This is a genomic window from Tepidimonas sp. HKU77, from assembly GCF_049728535.1.
In the GTDB taxonomy this organism is placed as follows: domain Bacteria; phylum Pseudomonadota; class Gammaproteobacteria; order Burkholderiales; family Burkholderiaceae_C; genus Tepidimonas.
Genome location: NZ_CP187300.1, coordinates 610,126 through 632,929, shown reverse-complemented (window position 1 = coordinate 632,929; position 22,804 = coordinate 610,126). Strand labels below are relative to the sequence as shown.

The following is a 22,804-nucleotide window of genomic DNA, read 5'->3' as shown; positions in this document are numbered from 1 at the left end:
CAGGTGACGCGGGGGCATTCGCCCCGCCACCGTCGATGTGCCACAATGCCCCAGGATCGTGTCATGGAGTGGCTGCTGCCATGTTCAAAGCCCTGCTGATCGACAAAACCGACGCTGGTTATGGCTGTACGCTGGCCGAGTTGCCCGAGGAGCGCCTACCGCCGGGCGATGTGACGGTGCGCGTGTCGCACTCGACGCTCAACTACAAGGACGCGCTGGCGATCACGGGACGCGCGCCAGTGGTGCGGCAGTTTCCGATGGTGCCCGGCATCGATCTGGCCGGAACGGTGGAGGCGAGTGACGACCCGCGCTTCGCACCCGGCGACGCGGTGTTGCTCAATGGCTGGGGCGTGGGCGAGGTGCACTGGGGCGGTCTGGCACAGCGCGCGCGCGTCAAGGCCAATTGGTTGCAGCCCTTGCCCGCGGGACTGTCGGCGGCCGAGGCGATGGCGATCGGCACTGCCGGCTACACCGCCATGCTGTGTGTGATGGCGCTGCAGGCGCACTGGCAGGCACAGGGCGTGACGCCCGGCAGCGGTGACGTGTTGGTCACCGGCGCCGGTGGTGGCGTGGGTAGCGTGGCCATCGCGCTGCTGGCGCGTGCCGGGCACCGGGTGGTGGCCTCCACCGGTCGGCCCCATGAGGCGGATTACCTGCACGCGCTCGGCGCGGCCGACGTCATCGATCGCGCCCAGCTTTCCGCGCCGGGCAAGCCGTTGCAGAAGGAGCGCTGGATCGGCGTCGTCGATGCGGTGGGCAGCCACACGTTGGCCAACGCCTGTGCCAGCACGCGCTATGGGGGTGCGGTGGCGGCGTGCGGGCTCGCGCAGGGCATGGACTTTCCGGCGACGGTGGCGCCCTTTATTCTGCGCGGGGTCACGCTCTACGGCATCGACAGCGTCATGGCGCCGATGGCGCGGCGCCGCGAGGCATGGTCGCGGCTGGCGGCGGAGTTGGATCGGGCGGTGCTGGCGCGCATGACGCAGACCATTGGACTCGCCGACGCCATCGGCGCCGCGCACGACGTGCTCGCTGGCCGGGTGCGGGGGCGGCTGCGGGTCGACGTCAACGCGTGACGGAGGCCGCCGCCGGTCCGGCGCCTTCGGCCACGGTGGCAGGCGGCGGTACGATGTGCCGGTAGGCGTGCCAAGTGGCGTGGCCCAGCACGGGCCCCACCACCAACAGCCCCAAAAAGGCGGGCAGCATCGCCAGCGCGCACAGCAGCGTGATCAGCGCGCCCCACAGCAGCATCACCCCCGGGTTTTGCAGGCAGGCCCGAAAGCTCATCAGGGCGGCCGAGACGGCGTCGGTCTGCCGGTCCAGGATCATGGGGATCGAGATCGCGCTGCTGACGAAGATCAGACCGGCAAAGATCGCCCCGACGATCACATAGGTGATCAGAAACTCCAGGTTGTCCAGACTCACCAGCGCGGCCAGCATGTTTTCGTTCGAGGGCATGGTGTTCATCGTGACCGCAAAAACCACCAGCGAGGCGCGGCCCCAGAGCATTTCCAGGATCAACAGCACACCGGCAAAGATGGCCATGGTCGACAGCGTCGGACGCCAGGCCAAGAGGGACGCGCGCAGCGATGGTTGCCGCCCCTGCTCCAGCGCCCGGCTGGCGTCATAGAGCCCCAGCGCCAGAAACGGCCCCAGCAGCAAAAACCCGGCGCTGAGCGCCAGTACGTAAGCGGGGGCATGCTGAAACACCTGCCACAGCGCCTGTCCCATGAGGGCGAAACACGCCCCGTAGAAAAGTCCAATACGCGGGCAGCGCCGAAAATCGCGCCACCCGAGCGCCAGCCAGCGCAGCGGGTCGCTGGGCCGCAGCGACGCCAGCGGCAGCGAAAAGACCGACTCGCGTGGGGCAGTGGCCTCGGTCGACGACGACGACGTCTCGGGCGTCGCGTCAGATTCGGGGTGCGTGACGGCCATCGGGTCCCTCCAAGCAAACCAACAGTTGATTTTTGTCAACCGGAAACGATAGGCCAGCGCGGCTGCGGCGTCCATAGCGTTTACCCGCATGTCGGCGGTGTGGGCGGCTACACTTGCGCCACCATGACCGTTCAATTCCCGCCCCCCGCCGTTGCTGCCGATGCGCTCGATACCACGCTGGCCCGCCAAGGCTATGCAGTGCTGGATGCGGCGGCCGTGCGGGCGTGGCTGGGGCTGGAGGCGGCCGCGCTGGCGGCGCTACAGCCGGCTTGGGACGACTTGCCCCCCGACCGCTACTTGAAAGACGGGGGGCGCTATCGGCGCCGTCGGCACGGCTGCTATGTGGTGGATGGCGAGCGCGTACAGCGAATGCCCGAGCGCGCGCACTACCAGCCTGTGGAATACAACGCCCTGCACGGGGGGATGTACCGCTGGTTTGCGCCGCTGACCGATGTGCTGACGGCGCAGCCCGCGTGGACGCGTCTGTTGCAGCGCACGGGAGAGGTCGCCTCGCGACTGCGCGGGGCGCAGCCCTGGTACGTCGAGGCGCACCCGTTTCGCATCGACACCACGGGGGGCATTGGTCGTCCCACGCCCGAAGGGGCGCACCGCGATGGGGTCGATCTGGTGGCCGTCTTTCTGGTGGCGCGCGAGCGCATCAAGGGGGGCGAGAGCCGCGTCTTCGAGGCCGACGGCCCCAATGGTCAGCGCTTCACCCTCACCGAGCCGTGGTCGGTACTGCTGCTCGACGATGCGCGCGTCATCCATGAGACCACGCCCATCCAGCCCGTCACCGAGGGCGAGGTGGGCTGGCGCGATACCCTGGTGTTGACCTACCGGGCAAGTGGGTTTTTGGGCGATTGACGCGCGCAGCGCGCGGGCGGTACGCCGTCACTGGGGCTGAAAGCCGCTGTCGCGAATGATGCGCGCCCATACCTCGGTGTAGGCGCGCTCGCGCTGGGCGAGTTGCTCGCCGCTCATGAATCCCACCGCCAACCCCATGGCGGTCAGCCGATCGCGCACCGTGGGCTGGGCCAGCGCCTTGGCCAGGGCGGCGCTGATCGGCTCCAGTGCCGCGCGTGGTGTGCCGGCGGGTGCGAACAGGCCGTAGTAGGGCACCTCCTCGAAGCCGGTGATGCCCAGCTCGGCCAGCGTGGGCACCTCGGGCAACAGCGCTTGGCGCGCGCGGCCCATCACGGCGACCACATGCAGCTTGCCCGCTTTGTGGTTTTCGATGAAGTCAGGGATCGAGCCCACCCCTGCGGGAATCTGGTTGCCCAGCATGTCGGCCATCATCGGCGCGCTGCCGCGGTACGGCACGGCCACGAGGTCGAGCTGCTCGCGCCGCGCCAGCGACTGCACCAGGAACTGCGGCACCGACGCCGGTGCCGGAATGCCCACGTTGGCGCGCCCACCCTGCTGGCGCACCCAGGCGATGAAGTCCCGATAGCTGCGCGCGGGCGTGGCGCCAGAGACCGCCAGCGCGTTGACGAACGTGGCAAAGCCTGCCACTGCGACGAAATCTTTGGCCGGATCGAACCCCGGGTTGCGCAGCACCTGCGGCAGGATGGAAATCGTGTGGTCGTGCGTCAGAAACAGCGTGCTGCCATCGGGGGCCGCGGCCTTGAGGGCCTGGGCGGCGATCTGCCCGCCGGCACCCGCGCGGTTTTCCACCACCACCGGCACACCCAGCGCCTCGCGCAGGGGCTCGGCCAGCAGGCGAGCGATGGCGTCCGTGCCGCCGCCGGGCGGAAAGCCCACCAGCAGTTTGACCGTGCGGCTGTCGGCCCAAACGGGCGCGGCGGGGGCTGCCAGCCCCACGGTGGCGCCGGCCAAGGCGGCGCCCAGCAGGTGGCGGCGTGTGAATCGGGACGCAGTCATCGGTGATCCTCCAAGCGACACCCGAGATGGTAACGCCGAGCGGCGCCGCTGGTCGATAATCGTGCGTACGATGTGGATCGACACCCACTGCCATCTAGACGCCCCCGAGTTCGGGCCGGATGCCCCGGCCGTGCGGGCGCAGGCGCGTGCGGCTGGCGTGGCGTGCTGTGTGCTGCCAGCGGTACAGGTGGCCAATTTCGCCACGGTGCGCGCGCTGGCGCACGCGTGGGGCGACGTGTATGCGCTGGGCATCCACCCGCTTTACGTTCCGCAGGCCAGCGACGATGACCTGGAGCGTCTCGCGCAAGCCCTGCGAGACTGGCGTGACGACCCGCAACTGGTGGCGGTGGGCGAGATTGGACTGGACTACTTCGAACCTGCCCTGTGCACCCCCGAGATGCGGACGCGTCAGCGGTATTTTTATCGCGCCCAGCTGCGGCTGGCGCAGCAGGCAGGTTTGCCCGTGATTCTGCACGTGCGCCGCGCGGTGGACGACGTGCTGGCCGGGCTGCGCGAGCAAGCCCGCGCGGGCCGGCGCTTGAGCGGTGGCATCGCGCATGCGTTCAACGGCAGCCTGGCGCAGGCGCAGGCCATGCAGGCCCTGGGGCTGCGCATCGGGGTGGGCGGGGCCGTGACGTTCGACACCGCGCGGCGGCTGCGCGCGTTGGCCAGCACCGCGCCGCTGGATGCGCTGGTGCTGGAGACCGACGCGCCCGACATCCCACCGCAGTGGCTGTACGTGCCGGCGGCCGAGCGGGCCGCGGGGCGGCCCCAGGGGCGCAACACCCCCGCCGAGTTGCCGCGCATCGGCGCCGTCTTGGCCCAGCTGCGCGGGCTGATGTCCGGCGAGCTGGCCCAGGCCACCACCGCCAATGCCTGCGCGGCGCTGCCGCGCCTGGCGGCGTGGTTGGCGCGGGAGGGCTGGGCATGATCGCGGGCGGCACCCGTTTGCAGGGCCTGCCCCCCGTCTTGGATCCCCGCACCCGACTGGTGGTGCTGGGGAGCTTCCCCGGCGCGGCGTCGCTGCGTGCTCAGCAGTACTACGCCCACCCGCACAACCAGTTCTGGACGATTCTGGGCGCCTTGTGGGGCTTGCCGCTGCGCGATTGGCCCTATGCCGACCGGCTGGCCGCGCTGCTGGAACATGGCCTGGGGTTGTGGGACGTGTACGCCGAGTGCGAGCGCGAAGGCAGCCTGGATAGCGCCATTCGCGCGCCGCGCCTCAACGACCTGGCGGCGTTGCGCCAGCACTGCCCGGCGTTGCGCGCCATTGCCCACAACGGCGGTGAAAGCTGGCGCCATGCCCATCTGACCCGCGCTTTGGGGGTGGCCGTGGAGCGGCTGCCTTCCACCAGCCCTGCCAACGCCTCCTGGAGCCTGGCGCGCAAAACCGCCGCCTGGGGCGCGGTGCTGGCTCGCCATGGCGTCCCGGTGCGGATCGCGGTAACCTCGCAAGGAGTTTGACATGGCGCCCCGAGCTGCCCCGGCTCGCCAACCGGCTGCTGCTTTGCCGCCGGTCACGCTGTCCGAAGAAGGTGGAGTGCGCCACCTGCACCTGGGCACACCGTGGATCCAAGGCAGCATGCGCATCGACCGCCCGACGGATCTGGTGCTGGAGTACGTGCAGCGCATGATGGCGTGGCTGCTGTTTGTGGAGTCCGACACCGTCCCCGCGCGTCGGGCGCTGCAGCTGGGGCTGGGGGCAGGTGCCCTCACCAAGTTTTGCCACCGTCGCCTGGGCATGGATACCACGGCCGTGGAGCTCAACCCGCAAGTGGTGGCGGCTTGCCGGACGTGGTTTCGCCTGCCGCCCGATGGCCCTGGGTTGCGGGTGGTGCTGGGCGATGCGGCGCACTGGGTGCACCATCCGGACTGGCAGGGCACGGTGGATGCGCTGGCGGTGGATCTGTACGACCACGACGCCGGCGCGCCCGTGCTGGACAGTGCGGCGTTCTACGCCGACGCACGTGGCCTGCTCACCCCGGACGGGTGCTTGACGGTCAACCTGTTTGGCCGGCGCGCCAGCTTGGCCCGTTCTCTCGACGCCTTGGCGCAGGCGTTCGGGCCCGAAGCGCTATGGGTTTTCAAGCCCACGCGCGAGGGTAACACCGTCGTGCTCGCCCAGCGCACACCGCAACGCCCCGCGCGCGAAGTCTTGCAGGCCCGAGCCGAGATCATCCGCAGCCGCTGGCGTCTGCCCGCCCCCCACTGGTTGCGCAGCTTGCAGCCGTATCAACCCTAACTGGGCTGGCGCGATGCAGGCGCCAGGCGGACGGTGTCGCGCCCCGCCGCTTTGGCCTCGTACAGGGCGGCGTCGGCACGGGTGAAGGCTTGTTCCAGGGTTTCCTGGCTGTCGGGCGGGATGACGGCCACCCCGACACTGATGGTGACCGGCCCGTCGGGCGTGCGCACGCCGCGCGCCACCCGTTCGCGCAGCGCGTCGGCCTTGCGCAGCGCCACTTCCTGTGGGCAGTCGGCCAGCAGGATGACGAACTCCTCGCCACCGTAGCGAGCCACCAGGTCGTGCGCCCGCACCCCGGTGGCCAGCGCCTGCGCCACGGCAGCCAACACCGTATCCCCGAACGCATGGCCAAAGCGGTCGTTGACACGCTTGAAATGGTCGATGTCCACCACCAGCAGCGCTATCGGTTTGCCGTCCCGCCGCGCGCGCTGCAGGTGCCTTGGGCCGAGTTGGTCGTAGGTGTGGCGGTTGGCGATCTGGGTCACCGGGTCGGTCAGCGCCATCGCTTGCAGCAAGCGTTCGCGGTCGCGCAGCTGCTGGTACAGCCGCCGCATGTAGACCAGGTTGTACACCCGCGCCAGCAGCTCGACGTCCGCCGGCGGTTTGACGACGTAATCGTTGACGCCCAGTCGATACAGCTCGTTCTTGCGCGCCGTGTCGTGGTAACCCGTCAGCACGATGATCGGGTGCTGCACGAAATCCTCCGGCTTGCGCCGCAGCTGGCGGATCAGACCGATGCCGCTTTGTGCGCCCATGAGCACCAGATCGATCAGGTACAGCTCGTATTCGTGCGCGGCGATGCATTCGCGCGCCTCATCCACGCTGCTGGCCGTATCGACCACATACCCGCGGTGCTGCAGGATCGCAGCCAGGTGCCGCTGCTGCGCGGCCGAATCCTCGACCAACAGCAGCCGCGCGCCCTGCACCGTGTCGGTCAGCGACGACAGGAAGTAGCGCAGGAAGTTGTCCAGGTGCTCCAGATCGTCGCGGGTGAACACGTCGGTCACCCCGGCCCGAAACGCGTCGTCGAGCAGCAGCGGCGAGGGACTGGCGCTGACGAGCACGATGGGCGTGGACTCGCGCACCACCGTTCGCAACTGGCGGGTCAAGGTGACGCCGTCGCCATCGGCCAGCAAACCGGCGGTCAGCACCAGGTCGAACGGCTGGCGCCGTGCAAGCGACAGGGTATCCGCCATGGTGGCCGCACGCAACACACCCAGGCCGAACTGCTGGAGCTTTTTCTCCAACACCAGGGATGCTGCCTCATTGGGGTCGACCAGCAGGGTTTGTAGTGTGGGGGTGGGCGTCGTCATGGTGGTCGGCTAACGGGCGTGTCGCGCATGTCTGCCCCCTGAGGTCGATCGGTTTTTATGATGGCGCGACGCTGAAATCATAACCAACCCGAAATGGCAAACGAGGAGGTCGGTCATGGACTTGGGCATCGCAGGCCGTTGGGCCATCGTGTGTGGGGCCAGCCGGGGGCTGGGCTGGGGGTGCGCGCGGGCGTTGGCGCTAGAAGGGGTACACGTGATCATGGCCGCGCGCGGGGCCGAGGCATTGCAGGCGGCCGCGGCGCGGCTGCGTGCCGAGCTGCCCGCGGGTGCCACCAACCGGGTGCTGGCCGTCGTGGCCGACGTGACCACCCCGGAGGGGCGCGCGGCGCTGCTGTCGGCCCCGGGCGGGCCAGGGCGGGACGTGGACATCGTGGTGACCAACGCGGGCGGGCCGCCACCGGGTGATTTTCGCCAGTGGGACCGCGACGCCTGGCTGCGCGCCATCGACGCCAACATGCTCGCCCCGATCGAGCTCATCAAATCGACGGTGGACGGCATGGCCGCGCGCGGTTTCGGCCGCATCGTCAACATCACCTCCAGCGCCGTCAAGGCGCCGATCGACATCCTGGGCCTGAGCAACGGCGCGCGCAGCGGTTTGACCGGCTTCGTCGCCGGGCTGGCGCGCAGCGCGCTGGCGGCGCGGGGCGTGACCCTCAACAACCTGCTGCCGGGCAAGTTCGCCACCGACCGGTTGCGCGCCACGCTGCAGGCCATGGCCGACAAGACCGGCCAGCCGCTGGCGGCCATCGAGCACCAGCAGCTCAGGGTCATCCCCGCCGGGCGCTTTGGCACACCCGAGGAATTTGGCGCTTTCTGCGCTTTCCTCTGCAGTGTGCAGGCCGGATATTTGACGGGGCAGAATATCTTGCTCGACGGCGGTGCCTATCCGGGGACGTTTTGAGCGCCGCTGCGCCGCCGTCACCCTCGCCGCGACGACACCACGATGCCGGCGACGATGAGTGCGAACGCCACCGCGTGAAACGCCTGCGGGGGCTCGCCCAGAAACGCCGCAGACATGATGGCCGCGAACAGGGGCGTCAGGTTGGTGAAAAAGCCGGCCACCGTCGGGCCGGCGCGCTGCACGCCGGCGCCCCAGCAGCGGTAGGCGATGATCGACGGCCCCACGGCCACGAACAGCAGCACCGCCGCCAGTGCCCCGCTCCAGTGAATGGTGGTGGGCATGTCGGTGGGCGCCGCGGTCGCGAGCCACACCCATTCGCCAGCCGTCAGCGCGGCTGCGCTGACCAGCCCCATCGTGGTCTGGGCGAGCAAGAAGGCGGCCCAGTCGTGGCGGATTTCGGGCGCCTCGTCGCGGCGCGTGAGCAGCCAGCTGTAGCAGGCCCAGGTGAAGGCGGCGGCCAGCATCCAGGCGTCGCCGGGCACGAAGTGCAGTTGCAGCAGCCGCTCCCACTGACCTTGCGACAGCACCACCAGCACCCCAGTCAGTGACAGCACGGCGCCCGCCAACTGCCGCGGCTGCACGGCAGCCCCAAAAAACAGCCGACCCACCAGCATCATCCACACTGGCATGCTGGAGGCCACCAGCGTGACGTTGAGCGGCGTGGAAGTGTGCAGCGCCAAATACTGCAGCATGTTGTAGCCTGCCACGGCGAGCAGCCCGAGCACGGCAAAGCGCCGCCACTGCCGCCACAGCGGGCTGTCTGCCCGTAGCACCCATGCCGCCAGCGGCAGCAGCAGCGCAAAGGCGATGACCCAGCGCAACAGATTGAAAGTGATGGGTGGAATCCACGCCGCCGCCAGTCGGCCCACCACGGCGTTGCCAGCCCACATGAGGGGCGGGATGGTCAGCAGCACAATGGTGGAGGCGTTCAAGGGCGAAGGCGTGGCGCGCGTCATATTCCGACTGTAGCCGAGCCGTCGGGTAGCGCCACGTCGCCTGCGCGCCACCCCGAGCCCCGAGGTTGGCCGCCAATCGTGGCACCATCACGGGTTGGGCGCTGTCCGCCGCGTTTCGCGCGCCAGCGCGTGGTCCACGACTCATTGGTAGGAGTTCCCATGACGCTCAGCCGTGCCGTGCAAATCGACGCCCCCGGCGGCCCGGAGGCGCTGCGCCTCGTCGATGTGGCTGTCGCAGACCCCGGTCCGGGGGAGGCACGCATCCGCCACCACGCCATCGGCCTGAACTTCATCGACGTCTATCACCGCACCGGGCTCTACCCGCTGCCGCTGCCGGCCCGCTTGGGCATGGAGGGCGCGGGGGTGGTGGAGGCGGTGGGCGAGGGCGTGACGCACCTGGCTGTGGGCGACCGCGTGGCGTATGCCGCGCAGCCACCGGGCAGTTACTGCGACGTGCGTGTGATGCCGGCGATGAACGTGTGCCGGCTGCCCGATGCCATCTCGTTCGAGGAGGGGGCGGCCATGATGCTCAAGGGCCTGACCGCGCAATACCTGCTCAAACACTGCCGCCCGGTCGAGGGGCTACAACCGGGGGATTTCGTCTTGTTCCACGCGGCGGCCGGTGGCGTCGGGCTGATCGCCTGCCAGTGGGCGCGCGTGCTGGGGCTGCGCCTGATCGGCACCGCGGGCACCGACGACAAATGCGCACTGGCCATCGCCAACGGCGCTGAGCACTGCATCAACTACCGCACCCAAAACTTCGTGGAAAGCGTGCGTGCCATCACCGGCGGCAAGGGCGTCAAGGTGGTGTACGACTCGGTCGGCAAAGACACTTGGGACGGCTCGCTGGACTGTCTGGCCCCGTTCGGGCTGATGGTATCGTTTGGCAACGCCAGTGGGCCGGTGCCGCCATTCGCGCCGGGCATTCTGGGTCCCAAGGGGTCGCTGTACGTGACGCGGCAGACGCTGTTCACCCACATCACGAGCCGCGAGCGCACGCAGGCCATGGCCGACGATCTGTTCGCCGTGGTCGCGTCGGGCCAGGTGCGCATCCATGTCGAGCAGCGCTATCCGCTGGAGCGGGTGCAGGAGGCACACCGGGCGCTGGAGGCGCGCCAGACGACGGGCTCGACCATCCTGCTGCCCTGAAGGGCCGCGTCACCCATCACTGCCGCGGCGGCAGATGTTCGCACCAGTAGGTGAGTTCGTTGCCGCGCACCGGCTCGCGTACCACCTGCAGGCCGGTAAAGCCGTGCGGCCCGGTGACGGGGGCACCGGGCAGATAGCTGGCCTGATGCAACAGCTGTGGTTGTCCCTCGCGCACGCTCAGCGTGCGCACGGTCACGCCGGCACCGGGGGCCGGGGGCAAGCGGTTGACGATTTCGACGGCGATGGACGAACTGGTGAGTTGGGGATCGGTCGGTTCGGCGTGCGCGCTGGGCGCAACGACAACGGTGCGGACCGCGCCGGCGTACGCCACGTGGCAAGCGACGGGTTGCGCCGAGGCGCCCGCACATGCCAGCGCCCCGATCAACCCCAACCAGACGAAGACACGTTTCATGCCGACGTTATAACCGACAGTCAAGGATCGCGGTCCATCGGCTCCGTCGCGCCTGGAGGTGGCCGTCAACGACTGCGGCGCACGCGCAACAGTTCGTCGACGATCAGGCCGACCGCCCCCACGGTGATGGCGGCGTCGGCGACGTTGAAGGAGGGAAAGTGCCCCCCCGCGAACAGGGGCGCAAGCCAGCGAAAGTGAAAGTCCAGCATGTCCACCACGTAGCCGCGCAGCAGGCGATCGATCACATTGCCCAGCGCGCCGCCCAGCAGACACGCCAGCGAAAAGGCAAACAGCCGCTGGTGCGCGTGGCTGCGCAGCGTCCAGACGATGAAGACGGCCACCGCCAGCCCGATGGCGGTGAAGAGCCAGCGTTGCCAGCCTCCGGCGTTGGCCAGGAAAGAAAACGCCGCCCCGGGGTTGTGCACGCGCACGATGTTGAAAAACGACGTCACCGGGGTGACCTCGCCCAGTCGGTAGAAGCCGACGATGAGTGTTTTGGTGAACTGATCGAGCAGGACGATGGCAAATGCCAGTCCGAGCCAGGTGAGCATGCCGCGCGACGATGCCTTGGCCATGGCGTGCCCTCAGGCGGCGTGGCGCGGCTCGCCCGCGCCGAACAGGTTGCTCGTGCAGCGGCCGCACAAGTGGGGATGGGCGGGGTCGTGCCCGACATCGGCGCGCCAGTGCCAGCAGCGCGCGCACTTGGGGTGGGGGGAGGGCGTGACCGACACCGCCAGCGCGGCGCCCGCGTGCAACGTCAGCGCCGAGACGATGAAGACGAACCGGGCGTCGTCGCCCAGGCTGGCCAGCAGCGCGTGGTCTTCCGGCGGCAGCGTCAGCGTGACTTCCGCCTGCAGCGAGGGGCCGATGCGGCCGGCGGCGCGTTCGTCCTCGATGGCTTTGTTGACCGCATCGCGGATGGCCAGGATGCGGCCCCACTTGGCCAGCAGCGCTTCATCCGGGCTGGGCAGGGCCCAATAGGTTTCGGTGAAGATGCTGGGCGTGTGCCCGATCAGGGCCCACGCTTCCTCGGCGGTGAAGGACAGGAACGGCGCCATCCAGCGCAGCAGTGCGTGCGTGATCTGGTGCAGGGCGGTTTGCGCGCTGCGGCGCGCCAGACTCTTGGGCGCGGTCGTGTAGAGCCGGTCTTTGAGCACGTCCAGATAAAACGCACCGAGGTCTTCCGAGCAAAAGACCTGCAGCTTGGCCACCACCGGGTGGAATTCGTAGCGTTGGTAGTGCGCCAGCACCTCGGCTTGCAGCTGCGCGGTGCGGGCGAGCGCCCAACGGTCGATCTCCAGCAACTGCGCTGTCGGAACCGCGTCGGCCTGCGGGTCGAAGTCGCTGATGTTGGCGAGCAAAAAGCGCAGCGTGTTGCGCATGCGCCGGTAGGCGTCCACCACGCGCGCCAGGATTTTGTCGTCGATGCCCAGGTCGCCCGCGTAGTCGGTAGCGGCCACCCACAGGCGGATGATCTCGGCGCCGAGCTTGTCGCTAACCTCCTGCGGGGCCACCACGTTGCCGAGCGACTTGCTCATCTTGCGGCCCTGGCCGTCCACCGTGAAGCCGTGGGTGAGCAAGCCGCGGTAGGGCGCGCGGCCGTACATGGCGCAGGCGGTCAGCAGCGAGGAGTGGAACCAGCCGCGGTGCTGGTCGTGGCCCTCCAGGTACAGGTCAGCCTCGGGCCCCTCGTCGTGCCCGGCGCCCGCGTGGCTGCCCTTGAGCACCGTGGTGTGCGTGGTGCCGGAGTCGAACCACACTTCCAGGATGTCGGTGCTCTTGGTATAGAGGCTTGGGTCGGTCGGGTCGCCGATGCGCTGCAGGATGTCGGTCACCGTGAGCTTGCTCCAGGCCTCGATGCCGCCAGCCTCGACCACCTCGGCCGCCAGATCGATGATCTCGGGTGTGCGCGGATGCGGCTCGCCACTGTCCACGTGCAGCAAGAAGGGCAGCGGCACGCCCCAGCTGCGTTGGCGGCTGATGCACCAGTCGGGCCGATGCGCGATCATGTCGCGCAGCCGGGCGCGCCCGCTTTCCGGGTAGAACTGGGTGTGTTCGATGGCGTGCAGCGCCATTTCGCGCAGCGATTGCGGCGCCGGGTCGGTGGCGAAGATGCCGCGCGTGGCCTCGGTCGGGGCGTCCATGCGCACGAACCACTGCGCCGCCGCGCGGTAGATGACCGGTGTTTTGTGGCGCCAGCAGTGCGGGTAGCTGTGCGTGATGGTCTGGGTGGCGAGCAGCCGCTCGGCTTGGCGCAGCGTGTCGATGATGAGCGGGGTGGCGTTCCAAATCGACTGGCCGCCAAAGAGTGGCAGGTCGCCGGCGTACACCCCGTTGCCCTGCACGGGGTTGAGGATGTCGGCCAGCGCCAGGCCGTGCGCGACGCAGGAATGGAAGTCTTCCACGCCGTAGGCCGGGGCCGAGTGCACGATCCCGGTGCCGTCCTCGGCGGTGGCGTAGTCCGCCAGGTACACGGGGGACAGGCGGTCGTATCCCGGGTGCACGTGTGCCAGCGGGTGGTGGAACGCGATGCGATCCAGCACCCGGCCCGGCGCCACGGCCAGTACCTGGCCTGTCAGCCCGTAGCGCTGCAGGCACGACTCGACCAGGGCCTCGGCCAGGATCAGCAGGCCGCGCGGCGTGTCCACCAGCGCATACGGCAGCTCGGGGTTGACGTTGAGCGCCTGGTTGGCGGGAATGGTCCAGGCGGTGGTGGTCCAGATGACGGCATACACGTCGCGCCCGGCCAGCGCGGCCAGGTCGGCGTGCGGCAGCGGGCTGGCGCTGGCAAACGCCTGCAGCACCGCATCGGGCTGGGCGCAGCGAAACGCCACGTCCAGCGTCTGGCTTTGTTTGTCGGCGTATTCGATCTCGAACTCGGCCAGCGACGAGCCGCAGTCGAAACACCAATACACGGGCTTCAAGCCCCGGTACACGAAGCCGCGCTCCATCACGCGCTTGAAGGCGCGGATTTCCTCGGCCTCGTTTTTGAAGTCCATCGTGCGGTAGGGGCGCTCCCAATCGCCCAGCACGCCCAGGCGCTTGAAGTCGGCCATCTGCTGCGCGATCTGCTCGGTGGCAAATGCCCGCGCCTTGGCCTGCATTTCATCGCGGCTCAAGCCCCGGCCGTACAGCTTCTCGATGGCGTTTTCAATCGGCAGGCCGTGACAGTCCCAGCCCGGGATGTACTGCGCGTCGAAGCCGGCGAGCTGGCGCGCCTTGACGATCATGTCCTTGAGAATCTTGTTGACGGCGTGCCCGATGTGAATGCGGCCGTTGGCGTAGGGTGGTCCGTCGTGCAGGATGAACTTGGGCGCGCCGGCGCGCGCCTCGCGCAGACGCCGATAGATGCCCTGTTCCTCCCACTGGCGCACCCAATCCGGCTCGCGCTGCGGCAGGTTGCCACGCATCGGAAACGGCGTGTCGGGCAGGTTGAGCGTGTGGCTGTAATCGGGCAAAGTGTCGGCGGCGCGGCGTTCGGTCATGATGGGCGGGCGGGCGTGGGGCCGTGCGCGGCAAACCAAGCGCGGGCATCGGCGCAATCGTGGGCGATGCCGGCGGTCAGCGCATCGAGGCTGTCGTAGCGGCGCTCGTCGTGCAGCTTGTGCAGCAGCTCGACGCGAATGATTCTACCGTAGGCTTCCCCGGGCGTTGGCGCGCGCGCCAACGCCGCTTGCACACGCTCGGGCCACGCCAGGCAGTGGGTTTCCAGCAACACGCGCCCGCCGTTGACGTCGTTCGGATCCAGCGAGGGCCGCACGCCCAGGTTGGCCACACCCGGCAACGGCGCCGCCCCCGGGGTGGGATCGAGCCCGTACACCTGCACCACGAAGATGCCGCTGGCGGCCGGCTTCCAGTGGTCGAAGCGCAGATTCAGCGTGCGAAAGCCGTCGCCGCGCTCGGGCGCCGAGGCCCCCAGCGCACGCCCCAATTTGCGGCCGTGCACCACATGCCCGCTGATGGCGTAGGGGCGTCCCAGCAGCGCGGCGGCGCGCGCCATGTCGCCGGCGGCGAGCGCGGCGCGCACCTCGGAGCTGGAGACGCGCACACCGTGCACCTCGTAGCTGAGCATGCGCGCGACGTCGAAGCCGCGTGCCGCGCCCGCTGCGTCGAGCAGCGCATAGTCGCCGCGGCGCTGTGCACCGAAGCGAAAATCATCGCCCACCAACACATAGCAGGCGCCCAGCGCCTGCAGCAGCACCTGGTCGATGAAGGCTTCGGCTGACAGGGCAGCCAGCGCATCGTCGAACGGCAAGATGACGCATTCGTCGATGCCACAGCGGCGCAGTTCGGCCAGCTTGTCGCGCAGCGTGGCGATGCGCGCCGGGGCCAGCTCCGGGCGGCGCTGGCGCGCCGCAAAGAAATCGCGCGGGTGCGGCTCGAACGTCACCGCACAGGCGGGCACGCCGCGGTGCCGCGCCTCGTTGATGAGCAGCGCCAGCATGGCCTGGTGGCCGCGGTGCACGCCGTCGAAATTGCCGATCGTCAGCGCACGCGCGCCGCGCGGGCGGCGGCGTAGGTTGTGCAGACCATACAGTATTTTCATCGGGACCCAAAACGCTCGCAGGGGGCAAGGGCGCGTGTCATGCGCGTGTCGCCAAAGCGCGCTACTATGACACAGCCATGAGAGTGCTCAAACTCACCGCGCAAGGCCTGCCGCAGGCGTGGCTCACGCTGGAGGAGGCCGTGTTGCACTATGCCGCCGGCGACGTGCGCTGGGTGGCCGGGGCGCACATTGCCACGTTTCGTGGCGGCGTCAATGCCCGCACCGGACGGCTATCGATGGTGGAGGTGCATTCGATCATCGGCACCCGCGGGCATATGCCGGTCAATCCGTTCGACGTGGTGCCCAGCCTGACCAACGCCAAGCTGTTTGCCCGCGACCGCCACCTGTGCGCCTACTGCGGCGACTGCTTCGACGAGGCGCTGCTGACGCGCGAGCACATCGTGCCGCTGGCGCAGGGCGGGCGCGATCACTGGATGAACGTGGTGACGGCCTGCCGGGCCTGCAACCACCGCAAAGGCAACCGCACGCCCGAGCAGGCGCGCATGGCGCTCCTGTATGCCCCCTACGTGCCCAGTCTGTGGGAAGACTTCATCCTGCGCAATCGCCGTATCCTGGCCGATCAGATGGAATTTTTGATGGCGCACCTGCCGCGCCATTCGCGGCTGTGCGCTTGATGACCGGCGCCATGCCCTACACTGTGGCCATGGTCGTCGCCGATCGGGCACACCCCGGCTCGGCACGGTGTTGACAACCGGGCTGCCGAGGAGACGTCGATGAGTGCCATGCCCCCACGCCCCCCGATCGCCCATCGATGGCGGTTTTTTCGCGCGGGCGGGGTTGATCAGCCGCGTATCGACGGCGCCGATGACCTGCGCGCGCTGCCGACGCTCGATGCCAAGCTGTGGGCGGCGCTCGCATGCCCCGTCAAAGGGTTGGACATGGCGCCGCAGACGCTGGCGCTGCTGGACCACGATGGTGATGGGCGTCTGCGCCGGCCCGAGGTCGTGGCCGCCGTGCAATGGGTGTGCGAGCGCCTGCATGACCCCGGGCTGCTGTGGCAACCCGGCGATGCGCTGCCTCTGGACGCGCTGGCCACCGATGGCGAAGGGCAGGCGTTGCGCACGGCAGCCGGCGCGTTGCTGCAGCGCCTGGGGCGGCCACCCACCGTTCTTGCGCCAGCCGATGTGGCCGAGCCGGTGCGTCTTTTCCCGCCCGACCAGCCCAATGGCGACGGTGTCGTGTCGGCCGCCTTGGCCCAGGCCATCGACCCCGACACGGTGCCATGGCTCGAGCGCGTTGGCGCTGCGGTGGGGTGGATGCCCGACCGCAGTGGGCAGCAGGGAATCGATGCCGATGCGCTGCTGCGCTGCGCCGAGGCCGTGCGGGCGGTGCGCGCGTGGCGCGCCGCCCAGCCCGAGGGGGTGGCGGCGGTGCTGGATGCCGCGCTGGCGGCGCTGCAAGCGGTGGCGGCCAAGGTGGACGATCATTTCGTGCGCTGCCAGTTGGCGGCGTTCGACGCGCGCGCGGCCATCGCCCTGGATGTGCCGCTGGAGCCGATACAAGCGCTGGCGGCCACCACCTTGGCCGCAGGGCAGGCCGAGCTGGTGGCGTTGCCCTTGGCGCACGTCGATGCCGAGGCGGTGTTGCCGCTCACTCGGGGACTCAACCCCGCATGGCAAGCGGCGATGGCGCGCCTGTACGCCGACGCGGTGCTGCCGCTGCTGGGTGCGCGCGATCATCTGAGCTGGGCCGATTGGCAGGCGCTGCGGGCGCGCCTGGCGGACTGGGAGGCATGGCGCGCGCAGCGTCCGGATACGCCGGTGGCCGATTGGGACGAAGCGCTGCTGCAGGCGTGGGAGGCGCAGCGCGTGGGCGAGCGTTTGGGCGCGCTCATCGAGCACGACCGCAGTGCAGCCACCTTGGCGCAGCGGCTCGACGATCTCGTCAAATTGCTGGCGTTGCGCCGTGATCTGGTCCGGCTGTTGCGCAATTTCGTCAACTTTTCGGATTTTTACGGTGCCGCAGACGGCCTGTTCCAGTGCGGTCGGCTCTATATTGACCGGCGCGAGTGCCTGTTGTGTCTACCGGTGGCCGATGCGGCCGCGCATGCCCAGCTGGCGGGCTACAGCGGACTGTATTTGGTGTACTGCCACTGCGAGCGCGCTGACCAAGCGCCTCAGACCATCGTCGCGGCGCTGACGGCCGGCGATGCACCGGACTTCATGGTGCCGGGGCGCAATGGCGTATTCATCGACCGACAGGGCCGCGATTGGCACGCGCGCGTCGTCAAGGTGGTGGAAAACCCGATCAGCCTGCGGCAGGCCTTCTGGGCGCCGTACAAACGGGTGGCGCGGCTGGTGGGCGAGCAGGTGCGCAAGTGGGCCGCAGCGCGCGAGCAGCAGGTACAGACCGGCGCGGCGCAGCAGGTCGAAGGCCAGGCCGAGGCCGCGGCCGGCGCAGCGCGCAAAGAGGGCTCGGCGACGTTCGACATCGCGCGCTTTGCCGGCATTTTTGCCGCGATCGGGCTGGCCTTGGGCGCCCTGGGCTCGGCCCTGGTGGCGGTCGTCACCGGCTTCGTGCAGCTGGCCTGGTGGCAAATGCCGCTGGTCGTCGTCGGCGTCATGCTGTTGATTTCGGGGCCGTCGGTGCTGTTGGCCTGGTTCAAGCTGCGCGCGCGCAACATCGGCCCCTTGCTCGATGCCAATGGCTGGGCCGTCAATACCCGTGCCCGCATTGGCCCGGTTTTCGGGCGGCGCCTGACGGCGCTGGCTGCTTTGCCAGAGGGTGCCGAGCGCAGCGCTGCCGACCCCGATGCCAGCCGTGGGCTACCCTGGGGCTGGATCATTGCGGTGGCGGTGTTGGCGCTGGCAGCGCTGGGGTGGCGACTGGGTGGGTGGGCGAGCCTGGCCGGGTCGTGAGCGGCAGGCTCAGCGCCGCAGCATCCAGCGCAGTAAGCGCTGTGTCCAGGCCCCGTAGGGCGGACGCACCCAGCGGTCGAAAATCGCGCCTACCAGGGGGTGTTGCAGGTAGACCCCCTTGAGGTGCGAAAAACGCTCGAAGCCATGACGCCCGTGGTAGGCCCCGATGCCACTGAGGCCGACGCCGCCAAACGGCAGCCCATGCTGCGGCTGGTGCAGCATGCAGTCGTTGACCGTCACGCCGCCGCTGGTGGTGGCCTGCAGCACCCGCTCGATGGTGGTTTGGCGCTGGCTGAAGAGATACAGCGCCAGCGGCCGTGGGCCGGCGTTGACGTGTGCGATGGCGGCTTCGATATCGCCGTCGTAGCCCAGCACCGGCAGCAGCGGACCGAAGATTTCCTCGCGCATCAGGGCGCACTGCGGCGGTGGCTCCAACACCGCGATCGGGCCCATACGGTGCGCATTGGCGTCGCCATACGGTGACTCGTCTGCCATCAGCGGCACCAGGGTGGCGCCAGCGGCCGCTGCTTCCTGCGCCAGGCGCTGCATGCGCTGCCAGGCGGCACTGGACAGCAGGGACGTGTAGTCCGCATCGGCCAGGCCGCGTGGCCAGCGCCGCCGCACACTCGCACGCAGCGCCGCAACGAAGGCGTCACGCCGCGCGCGCGGCACCAGGCAATAGTCCGGGGCGATGCAGGTCTGCCCCGCATTCCAGCCCTTGGCGCTGGCGATGCGATCGGCGGCTTCGTCGAGGTCGGCGTCGTCGGCCACGACGGCCGGCGACTTGCCGCCCAGCTCCAGCGTCACCGGGGTCAGGCGCTCGGCAGCGGCCTGCATCACCCAGCGACCGACCCGGGTCGAGCCGGTGAACAGCAAGTGGTCCAACGGGGCAGCGGCCAGCGCTGCCGCCACGTCGGCACCGCCGATGACCACGCACACCACGTCGGGGGCGAAGGTGTCGGCCAGCACCCGTCGCAACAGGGCTGCCGTCTGTGGCGCCAACTCCGAGGGTTTGAGCAGAACGTGGTTGCCAGCGGCCAAGGCGTTGGCCAGCGGCGACAGCGTCAGCTGCACGGGGTAGTTCCAGGCGCCGATGATGCCCACCACTCCCAACGGCTGCGGCACGATGCGTGCCCGCGCGGGCCAAAACAGGGAGTTGACGCGCACCGGGCGTGGGCGCATCCAGCGCGCCACGTGGCGCCGCAGGTGGCGAATTTCATCGGCCAGTGGTGCGAGCTCCAGCAAGCGCGTCTCGGTGCCGCTGCGCCCGCCAAAGTCGGCATCGATGGCGCGTACCCATTCGGTTTCATGGTCCAGCACCGCTTCCAGCAGCCGCGTCAAGCGCTCGCGCCGCGCATCGGCGCTGGCCGCAGCCGAGACACGCCAGGCCGCGCGCATGCGCTCGCACTGGGCTTGCAAGGCCGCAGGCAGATCGCCAGGGGGCAAGTGGCTGAAATCGTGTCGCCAGGCATTCATCGTGGACGGTACGCGTGGGGGGTGAGCGATGCGGTCGCCTTCGCGGCGGCGGCGCCATGGGACCAATTACACCGCAGATTCGGCGGCGGCGTGGGCGTTGGCCGCGTGCGCCGTATGGGCCGGGGGAATCAAGCTGCAGGCGCGCTCAGCCAACGCGGCGATGGTCAGGCTGGGGTTGACTCCCAGGTTGGCCGCGATCACCGAGCCGTCCATGATGTACAGGTTGTGCTGACCAAAGACACGCTGCTGCGCGTCACACACGCCGGCGTCGGGGTGGGCCGCCATCACGGCGCCACCCAGGCAATGCGCGGTCATGGGGATGTGAAACAACACTTCGGGCAGAGACGCCATCGGCACCCCGCCGGTGGCGGCAGCGGCGCGCCGCGCAAAGGCCTGCGCCACCGCGATGGTGTGGGGCAGCGGCGCGCCATGGCTGCGCAGCCGGGGGACAAAGGGCCACCACCAGGGGCGCTCCCAACGCAGGGTCAAGGTGCCGTCCAGGGTCTGCATGCACAGCAAAATCATCGATTCGCGGGCCCAGCGGCCGGGCCACAGCAGCCGCGCCGTGGCCTGTGGGTGGCGCACAAGCTGCTGCACCAGCGTCGCCAGCCAACCCAAACGGGTGTTGTCGCGCCCCATCACGGTGGACAACAGCGCCATGGCGTCTGAACCCGCAGGGTAGCGTGTGGCCTCCACGGTCGTGTAGGCGTCGAGCCGGATCTTGGAGCCGATGGCCACACCGCGCGAGAGGTCTTCGGCACAGCCCGGCCAACGTATGCCGATCAGCGACTCGGCGTTGGTGCGCACGTGGCGTCCCAAGGCCGGTGAGAGAAACGGGAGATCACCACGGCGGCGCGCCTCCATCAGCAGCGCCTGGGTGCCCAGCGAGCCCGCGGCGCACACCACGGCGCGTGCCCGCACGATCGCGCGCTGCCGGGTGCCGCCGTCACTGCCGACCGTGTGCACGGCATAGCCATACTGCCCCCCGGGGGCGGCGCTTCCGTCGGGGGCGGGCAGGGGCACGATGCGCGTCACACGGGTTTGCGCTCGCAGCTCGGCACCGCGCCGTTGCGCCAGGTACAGGTAGTTGCGGTCCAGCGTATTTTTGGCGCCGACGCGGCAGCCCACCATGCAAGCGCCGCAGCCGGTGCACGAGGTGCGGGCCGGGCCCTCGCCCCCAAAGTAGGGGTCGGGGTAGAGGCGACCACCGGTGTCGTCGGCATCATCGCCGAAAAAGACACCAACGTCGGTCAATTGCCAGCTGTCGGCCACGTCGCAGGCCTCGGCCATGGCACGCAGGCGCTCGTCGGCGGCGGCGGCGCGCCGGTTGCGGGTCACGCCCAGCATGCGCTGGGCGGTGGCGTAGTGGCCTGGCATCACGCGGGCCCAGTCATCCAGCGCGGCCCAGCTGCCTTGGGTCCATACCTCGGCCGGTGGCACCAGCAGCGTGTTGGCGTAGGTGATCGACCCGCCGCCTACCGCATTGCCGTGCAGCACCACCACGTGGCGGAAAAGGCGCAGGCTGAAAAATCCCTGGCAGCCCAGCGCCGGGTGCCACAGCCAGCGGCGCCAATGCCAGTTGGTGGCGGGAAAGTTCTCGGGCCGCCAATGCCGCCCTTGTTCCAGCACCACGACACGGTAGCCTTTTTCGGCCAGACGCAAAGCCGCCACCGCGCCGCCGAAGCCCGAGCCGATGATCGCGTAATCGACCTCATGTGCGTGCATGCCACGCATCGTCGGGCGAGCCCGCTGCGTGCTGCCAGCGGGAAAACCCGCAGACCGATGGCTCAGATGTCGCGGCGCCGACACCCGCGATCCACATCCGTGTTGCTTCGACCGTCTGCGCGCCGTGTGAGGCCGCGCCACTGGCCCCTATCGATCCAGCGCCTGGGCGCTGGCGCTGCCCGGCGTCCCCTGGCCCCGTCCCGGCCACCGCCGGAGCTCTGCCGCTGGCCGCGATTCAGGCGCCAACGGTAGCCTCTTCGGTCATGCCGGCGGCAACGATGCCCAGATGATGTGAGGTATCGCCCCAGCTGAGCTCCAGCTGCGTCAGCGTCTTGAAGCAGTGACCGATGGCGTATTCGTCGGTGACGCCGATGCCGCCGTGCAATTGCACCGCCTGCTGGCCGATGAAACGGGCCGACTGGCCCACCTGCACCTTGGCGCGTGCCACGGCCTGGCGGCGCTCGGCCTCGGGTGCGGTGAGTTTGAGCAGCGCATAGACGGCCATACCGCGCGCCAGCTCCAGCGCCATCTTCATGTCGGCAGCACGGTGCCGCAGTGCCTGGAAGCTGCCGATGGGCACACCAAACTGGTGGCGCGTCTTCAGATAGTCGACGGTCAGGGCCAGCGCCCGCTCCATGACCCCCACCGCCTGTGCGCAGGCCAAGGCAGCGCCGACATCGGCGCCCCACTGCAGGGTGGCAGCACCATCGCCCGGCAAGCGCTGCGCCGGTGTGGCTTCCAGCACCAAGTCGGCGGCTCGGCTGCCGTCTTGCAAGGGATAGGGCGATAGATGCACCCCGGCAGCGCTGCGCTCCACCCAAAACAGCGCCAACCCGTCGGGCGCGCGCGCCGAGACGATCCAAGCGGCGGCCTGATCACCGGCGGGCACCACGTGTTTGCGGCCGCTCAAGCGCCAATGGTCGCCGTCGGCACTGGCTTGGCAGGCCACACGCCCCAGGTCGTGACGGCTGCGCCGCTCCAGCAACGCCGGCACCACCAGTTCGCCCGCCGCCAGCCGCGGCAGCCACACCGCCTGCAGTGCCGAACCTCCGCCGTGCTGCAGCATGGCCGCCGCCACCCAGGCGGCAGCCAGCGGCTCCAGCAGCAGCGCGCTGCCCAGCGTCTCCATGACCACCAGGGCCTCCACCGGGCCCTGGCCCATGCCGCCGTGCGCCTCGGGGACGGTCAGTCCGGTCAAGCCGAGTTCGGTCAAAGCCTGCCAAACGCCCGAGTCAAAGCCACCGGCTGCGATGTGGGCGCGGCGTCGCTCGAAGGTGTAGGCGCGCTCGGCCCAGCGCGCCACCGCATCGCGCAGCTGCAGCTGCTCGTCGGTGAAGTCGAAATCCATGGTGCGTGCTCCGGTGTCGT

The 22,804-nt window shown here is 69.5% G+C and carries 20 protein-coding genes; 9 read left to right on the top strand and 11 right to left on the bottom strand.

The features are described 5' to 3' along the window. The first annotated feature begins 80 nt into the window (after nt 1–80). Nucleotides 81–1,076: an MDR family oxidoreductase gene (locus ACPP3B_RS02975; protein WP_299018921.1), complete on the top strand. Its 996-nt coding sequence runs from the start codon at nt 81–83 to the stop codon at nt 1,074–1,076. Here the strand turns inward: ACPP3B_RS02975 and ACPP3B_RS02970 are convergent. Next, nucleotides 1,066–1,935: a DUF2189 domain-containing protein gene (locus tag ACPP3B_RS02970; protein WP_424859664.1), complete on the bottom strand. Its 870-nt coding sequence runs from the start codon at nt 1,933–1,935 to the stop codon at nt 1,066–1,068. The two genes, ACPP3B_RS02975 and ACPP3B_RS02970, sit on opposite strands and share 11 nt — an antisense overlap. A gap of 123 nt (nt 1,936–2,058) precedes the next feature. Between ACPP3B_RS02970 and ACPP3B_RS02965 the strand changes: the two genes are divergently transcribed. Next, nucleotides 2,059–2,799: a 2OG-Fe dioxygenase family protein gene (locus ACPP3B_RS02965; RefSeq protein ID WP_299018916.1), complete on the top strand. Its 741-nt coding sequence runs from the start codon at nt 2,059–2,061 to the stop codon at nt 2,797–2,799. A 27-nt stretch (nt 2,800–2,826) separates the two neighbouring features. On the opposite strand, the gene ACPP3B_RS02960 is transcribed toward ACPP3B_RS02965, so the two are convergent. Beyond that, nucleotides 2,827–3,816 (bottom strand): Bug family tripartite tricarboxylate transporter substrate binding protein, encoded by a 990-nt coding sequence (locus tag ACPP3B_RS02960; protein ID WP_424859663.1) that lies wholly within the window; start codon nt 3,814–3,816, stop codon nt 2,827–2,829. A gap of 70 nt (nt 3,817–3,886) precedes the next feature. Here ACPP3B_RS02960 and ACPP3B_RS02955 point away from each other — a divergent pair, with 70 nt between their 5' ends. Genes ACPP3B_RS02955 through ACPP3B_RS02945 form a run of 3 tightly spaced genes read left to right on the top strand, consistent with a single transcriptional unit; the run spans nt 3,887 to nt 6,058 of the window. After that, nucleotides 3,887–4,747 (top strand): TatD family hydrolase, encoded by an 861-nt coding sequence (locus ACPP3B_RS02955; protein WP_299018912.1) that lies wholly within the window; start codon nt 3,887–3,889, stop codon nt 4,745–4,747. Continuing rightward, on the top strand, nt 4,744–5,280 hold the full coding sequence (locus ACPP3B_RS02950) for a DNA-deoxyinosine glycosylase (protein ID WP_299018910.1): 537 nt from the start codon (nt 4,744–4,746) through the stop codon (nt 5,278–5,280). The genes ACPP3B_RS02955 and ACPP3B_RS02950 overlap by 4 nt, the downstream gene beginning before the upstream one ends. A 1-nt stretch (nt 5,281) precedes the next feature. Then, entirely contained in the window at nt 5,282–6,058 is a 777-nt protein-coding gene (locus ACPP3B_RS02945; protein WP_424859662.1) for a spermidine synthase, read from the top strand. Here ACPP3B_RS02945 and ACPP3B_RS02940 read toward each other — a convergent pair. Then, nucleotides 6,055–7,371 carry a diguanylate cyclase gene (locus ACPP3B_RS02940; RefSeq protein WP_424859661.1) on the bottom strand — a complete coding sequence of 439 codons (1,317 nt, stop codon included), beginning with the start codon at nt 7,369–7,371 and terminating at the stop codon, nt 6,055–6,057. The genes ACPP3B_RS02945 and ACPP3B_RS02940 overlap by 4 nt on opposite strands. Before the next feature lie 115 nt (nt 7,372–7,486). On the opposite strand from ACPP3B_RS02940, the gene ACPP3B_RS02935 reads away from it, so the two are divergent. Next, nucleotides 7,487–8,293, top strand: a complete 807-nt coding sequence (locus ACPP3B_RS02935) for an SDR family oxidoreductase (protein WP_424859660.1) — start codon at nt 7,487–7,489, stop codon at nt 8,291–8,293. A 17-nt stretch (nt 8,294–8,310) separates the two neighbouring features. On the opposite strand, the gene ACPP3B_RS02930 is transcribed toward ACPP3B_RS02935, so the two are convergent. Further along, nucleotides 8,311–9,249 carry a DMT family transporter gene (locus tag ACPP3B_RS02930; RefSeq protein ID WP_424859659.1) on the bottom strand — a complete coding sequence of 313 codons (939 nt, stop codon included), beginning with the start codon at nt 9,247–9,249 and terminating at the stop codon, nt 8,311–8,313. A gap of 159 nt (nt 9,250–9,408) precedes the next feature. On the opposite strand from ACPP3B_RS02930, the gene ACPP3B_RS02925 reads away from it, so the two are divergent. Continuing rightward, nucleotides 9,409–10,398, top strand: a complete 990-nt coding sequence (locus ACPP3B_RS02925; protein ID WP_424859658.1) for a quinone oxidoreductase family protein — start codon at nt 9,409–9,411, stop codon at nt 10,396–10,398. 16 nt (nt 10,399–10,414) lie between these two features. Here ACPP3B_RS02925 and ACPP3B_RS02920 read toward each other — a convergent pair whose 3' ends face one another. The 4 genes from ACPP3B_RS02920 to ACPP3B_RS02905 all read right to left on the bottom strand — a co-directional run bounded on the left by ACPP3B_RS02920 (nt 10,415) and on the right by ACPP3B_RS02905 (nt 15,356). Then, a complete protein-coding gene (locus ACPP3B_RS02920; RefSeq protein ID WP_299021631.1) occupies nt 10,415–10,810 on the bottom strand; it encodes a hypothetical protein in 396 nt (131 codons plus the stop codon). 65 nt (nt 10,811–10,875) lie between these two features. Then, nucleotides 10,876–11,385 (bottom strand): signal peptidase II, encoded by a 510-nt coding sequence (gene lspA, locus ACPP3B_RS02915; protein ID WP_424859657.1) that lies wholly within the window; start codon nt 11,383–11,385, stop codon nt 10,876–10,878. A gap of 9 nt (nt 11,386–11,394) precedes the next feature. Next, entirely contained in the window at nt 11,395–14,295 is a 2,901-nt protein-coding gene (ileS, locus tag ACPP3B_RS02910) for an isoleucine--tRNA ligase (protein WP_424859656.1), read from the bottom strand. Next, nucleotides 14,292–15,356 (bottom strand): bifunctional riboflavin kinase/FAD synthetase, encoded by a 1,065-nt coding sequence (locus ACPP3B_RS02905; protein WP_424859655.1) that lies wholly within the window; start codon nt 15,354–15,356, stop codon nt 14,292–14,294. Before ACPP3B_RS02905 ends, ileS begins: the two co-directional genes overlap by 4 nt. Nucleotides 15,357–15,433: 77 nt before the next feature. On the opposite strand from ACPP3B_RS02905, the gene ACPP3B_RS02900 reads away from it, so the two are divergent. Together ACPP3B_RS02900 and ACPP3B_RS02895 are read left to right on the top strand one after the other, a co-directional pair. Beyond that, nucleotides 15,434–15,991: an HNH endonuclease gene (locus tag ACPP3B_RS02900; RefSeq protein ID WP_144328744.1), complete on the top strand. Its 558-nt coding sequence runs from the start codon at nt 15,434–15,436 to the stop codon at nt 15,989–15,991. A gap of 99 nt (nt 15,992–16,090) precedes the next feature. After that, entirely contained in the window at nt 16,091–18,235 is a 2,145-nt protein-coding gene (locus ACPP3B_RS02895) for a hypothetical protein (protein ID WP_424859654.1), read from the top strand. 9 nt (nt 18,236–18,244) lie between these two features. Here the strand turns inward: ACPP3B_RS02895 and ACPP3B_RS02890 are convergent, their stop codons facing one another. From ACPP3B_RS02890 to ACPP3B_RS02880, 3 genes are all read right to left on the bottom strand, one after another. Next, nucleotides 18,245–19,711, bottom strand: coding sequence for an aldehyde dehydrogenase family protein (locus ACPP3B_RS02890; protein ID WP_424859653.1), 1,467 nt, complete (start codon nt 19,709–19,711; stop codon nt 18,245–18,247). 66 nt (nt 19,712–19,777) lie between these two features. Then, on the bottom strand, nt 19,778–21,436 hold the full coding sequence (locus ACPP3B_RS02885; RefSeq protein ID WP_424859652.1) for a GMC oxidoreductase: 1,659 nt from the start codon (nt 21,434–21,436) through the stop codon (nt 19,778–19,780). 235 nt (nt 21,437–21,671) lie between these two features. Then, nucleotides 21,672–22,784 (bottom strand): acyl-CoA dehydrogenase family protein, encoded by a 1,113-nt coding sequence (locus tag ACPP3B_RS02880; RefSeq protein WP_424859651.1) that lies wholly within the window; start codon nt 22,782–22,784, stop codon nt 21,672–21,674. Nucleotides 22,785–22,804: the final 20 nt, after the last annotated feature.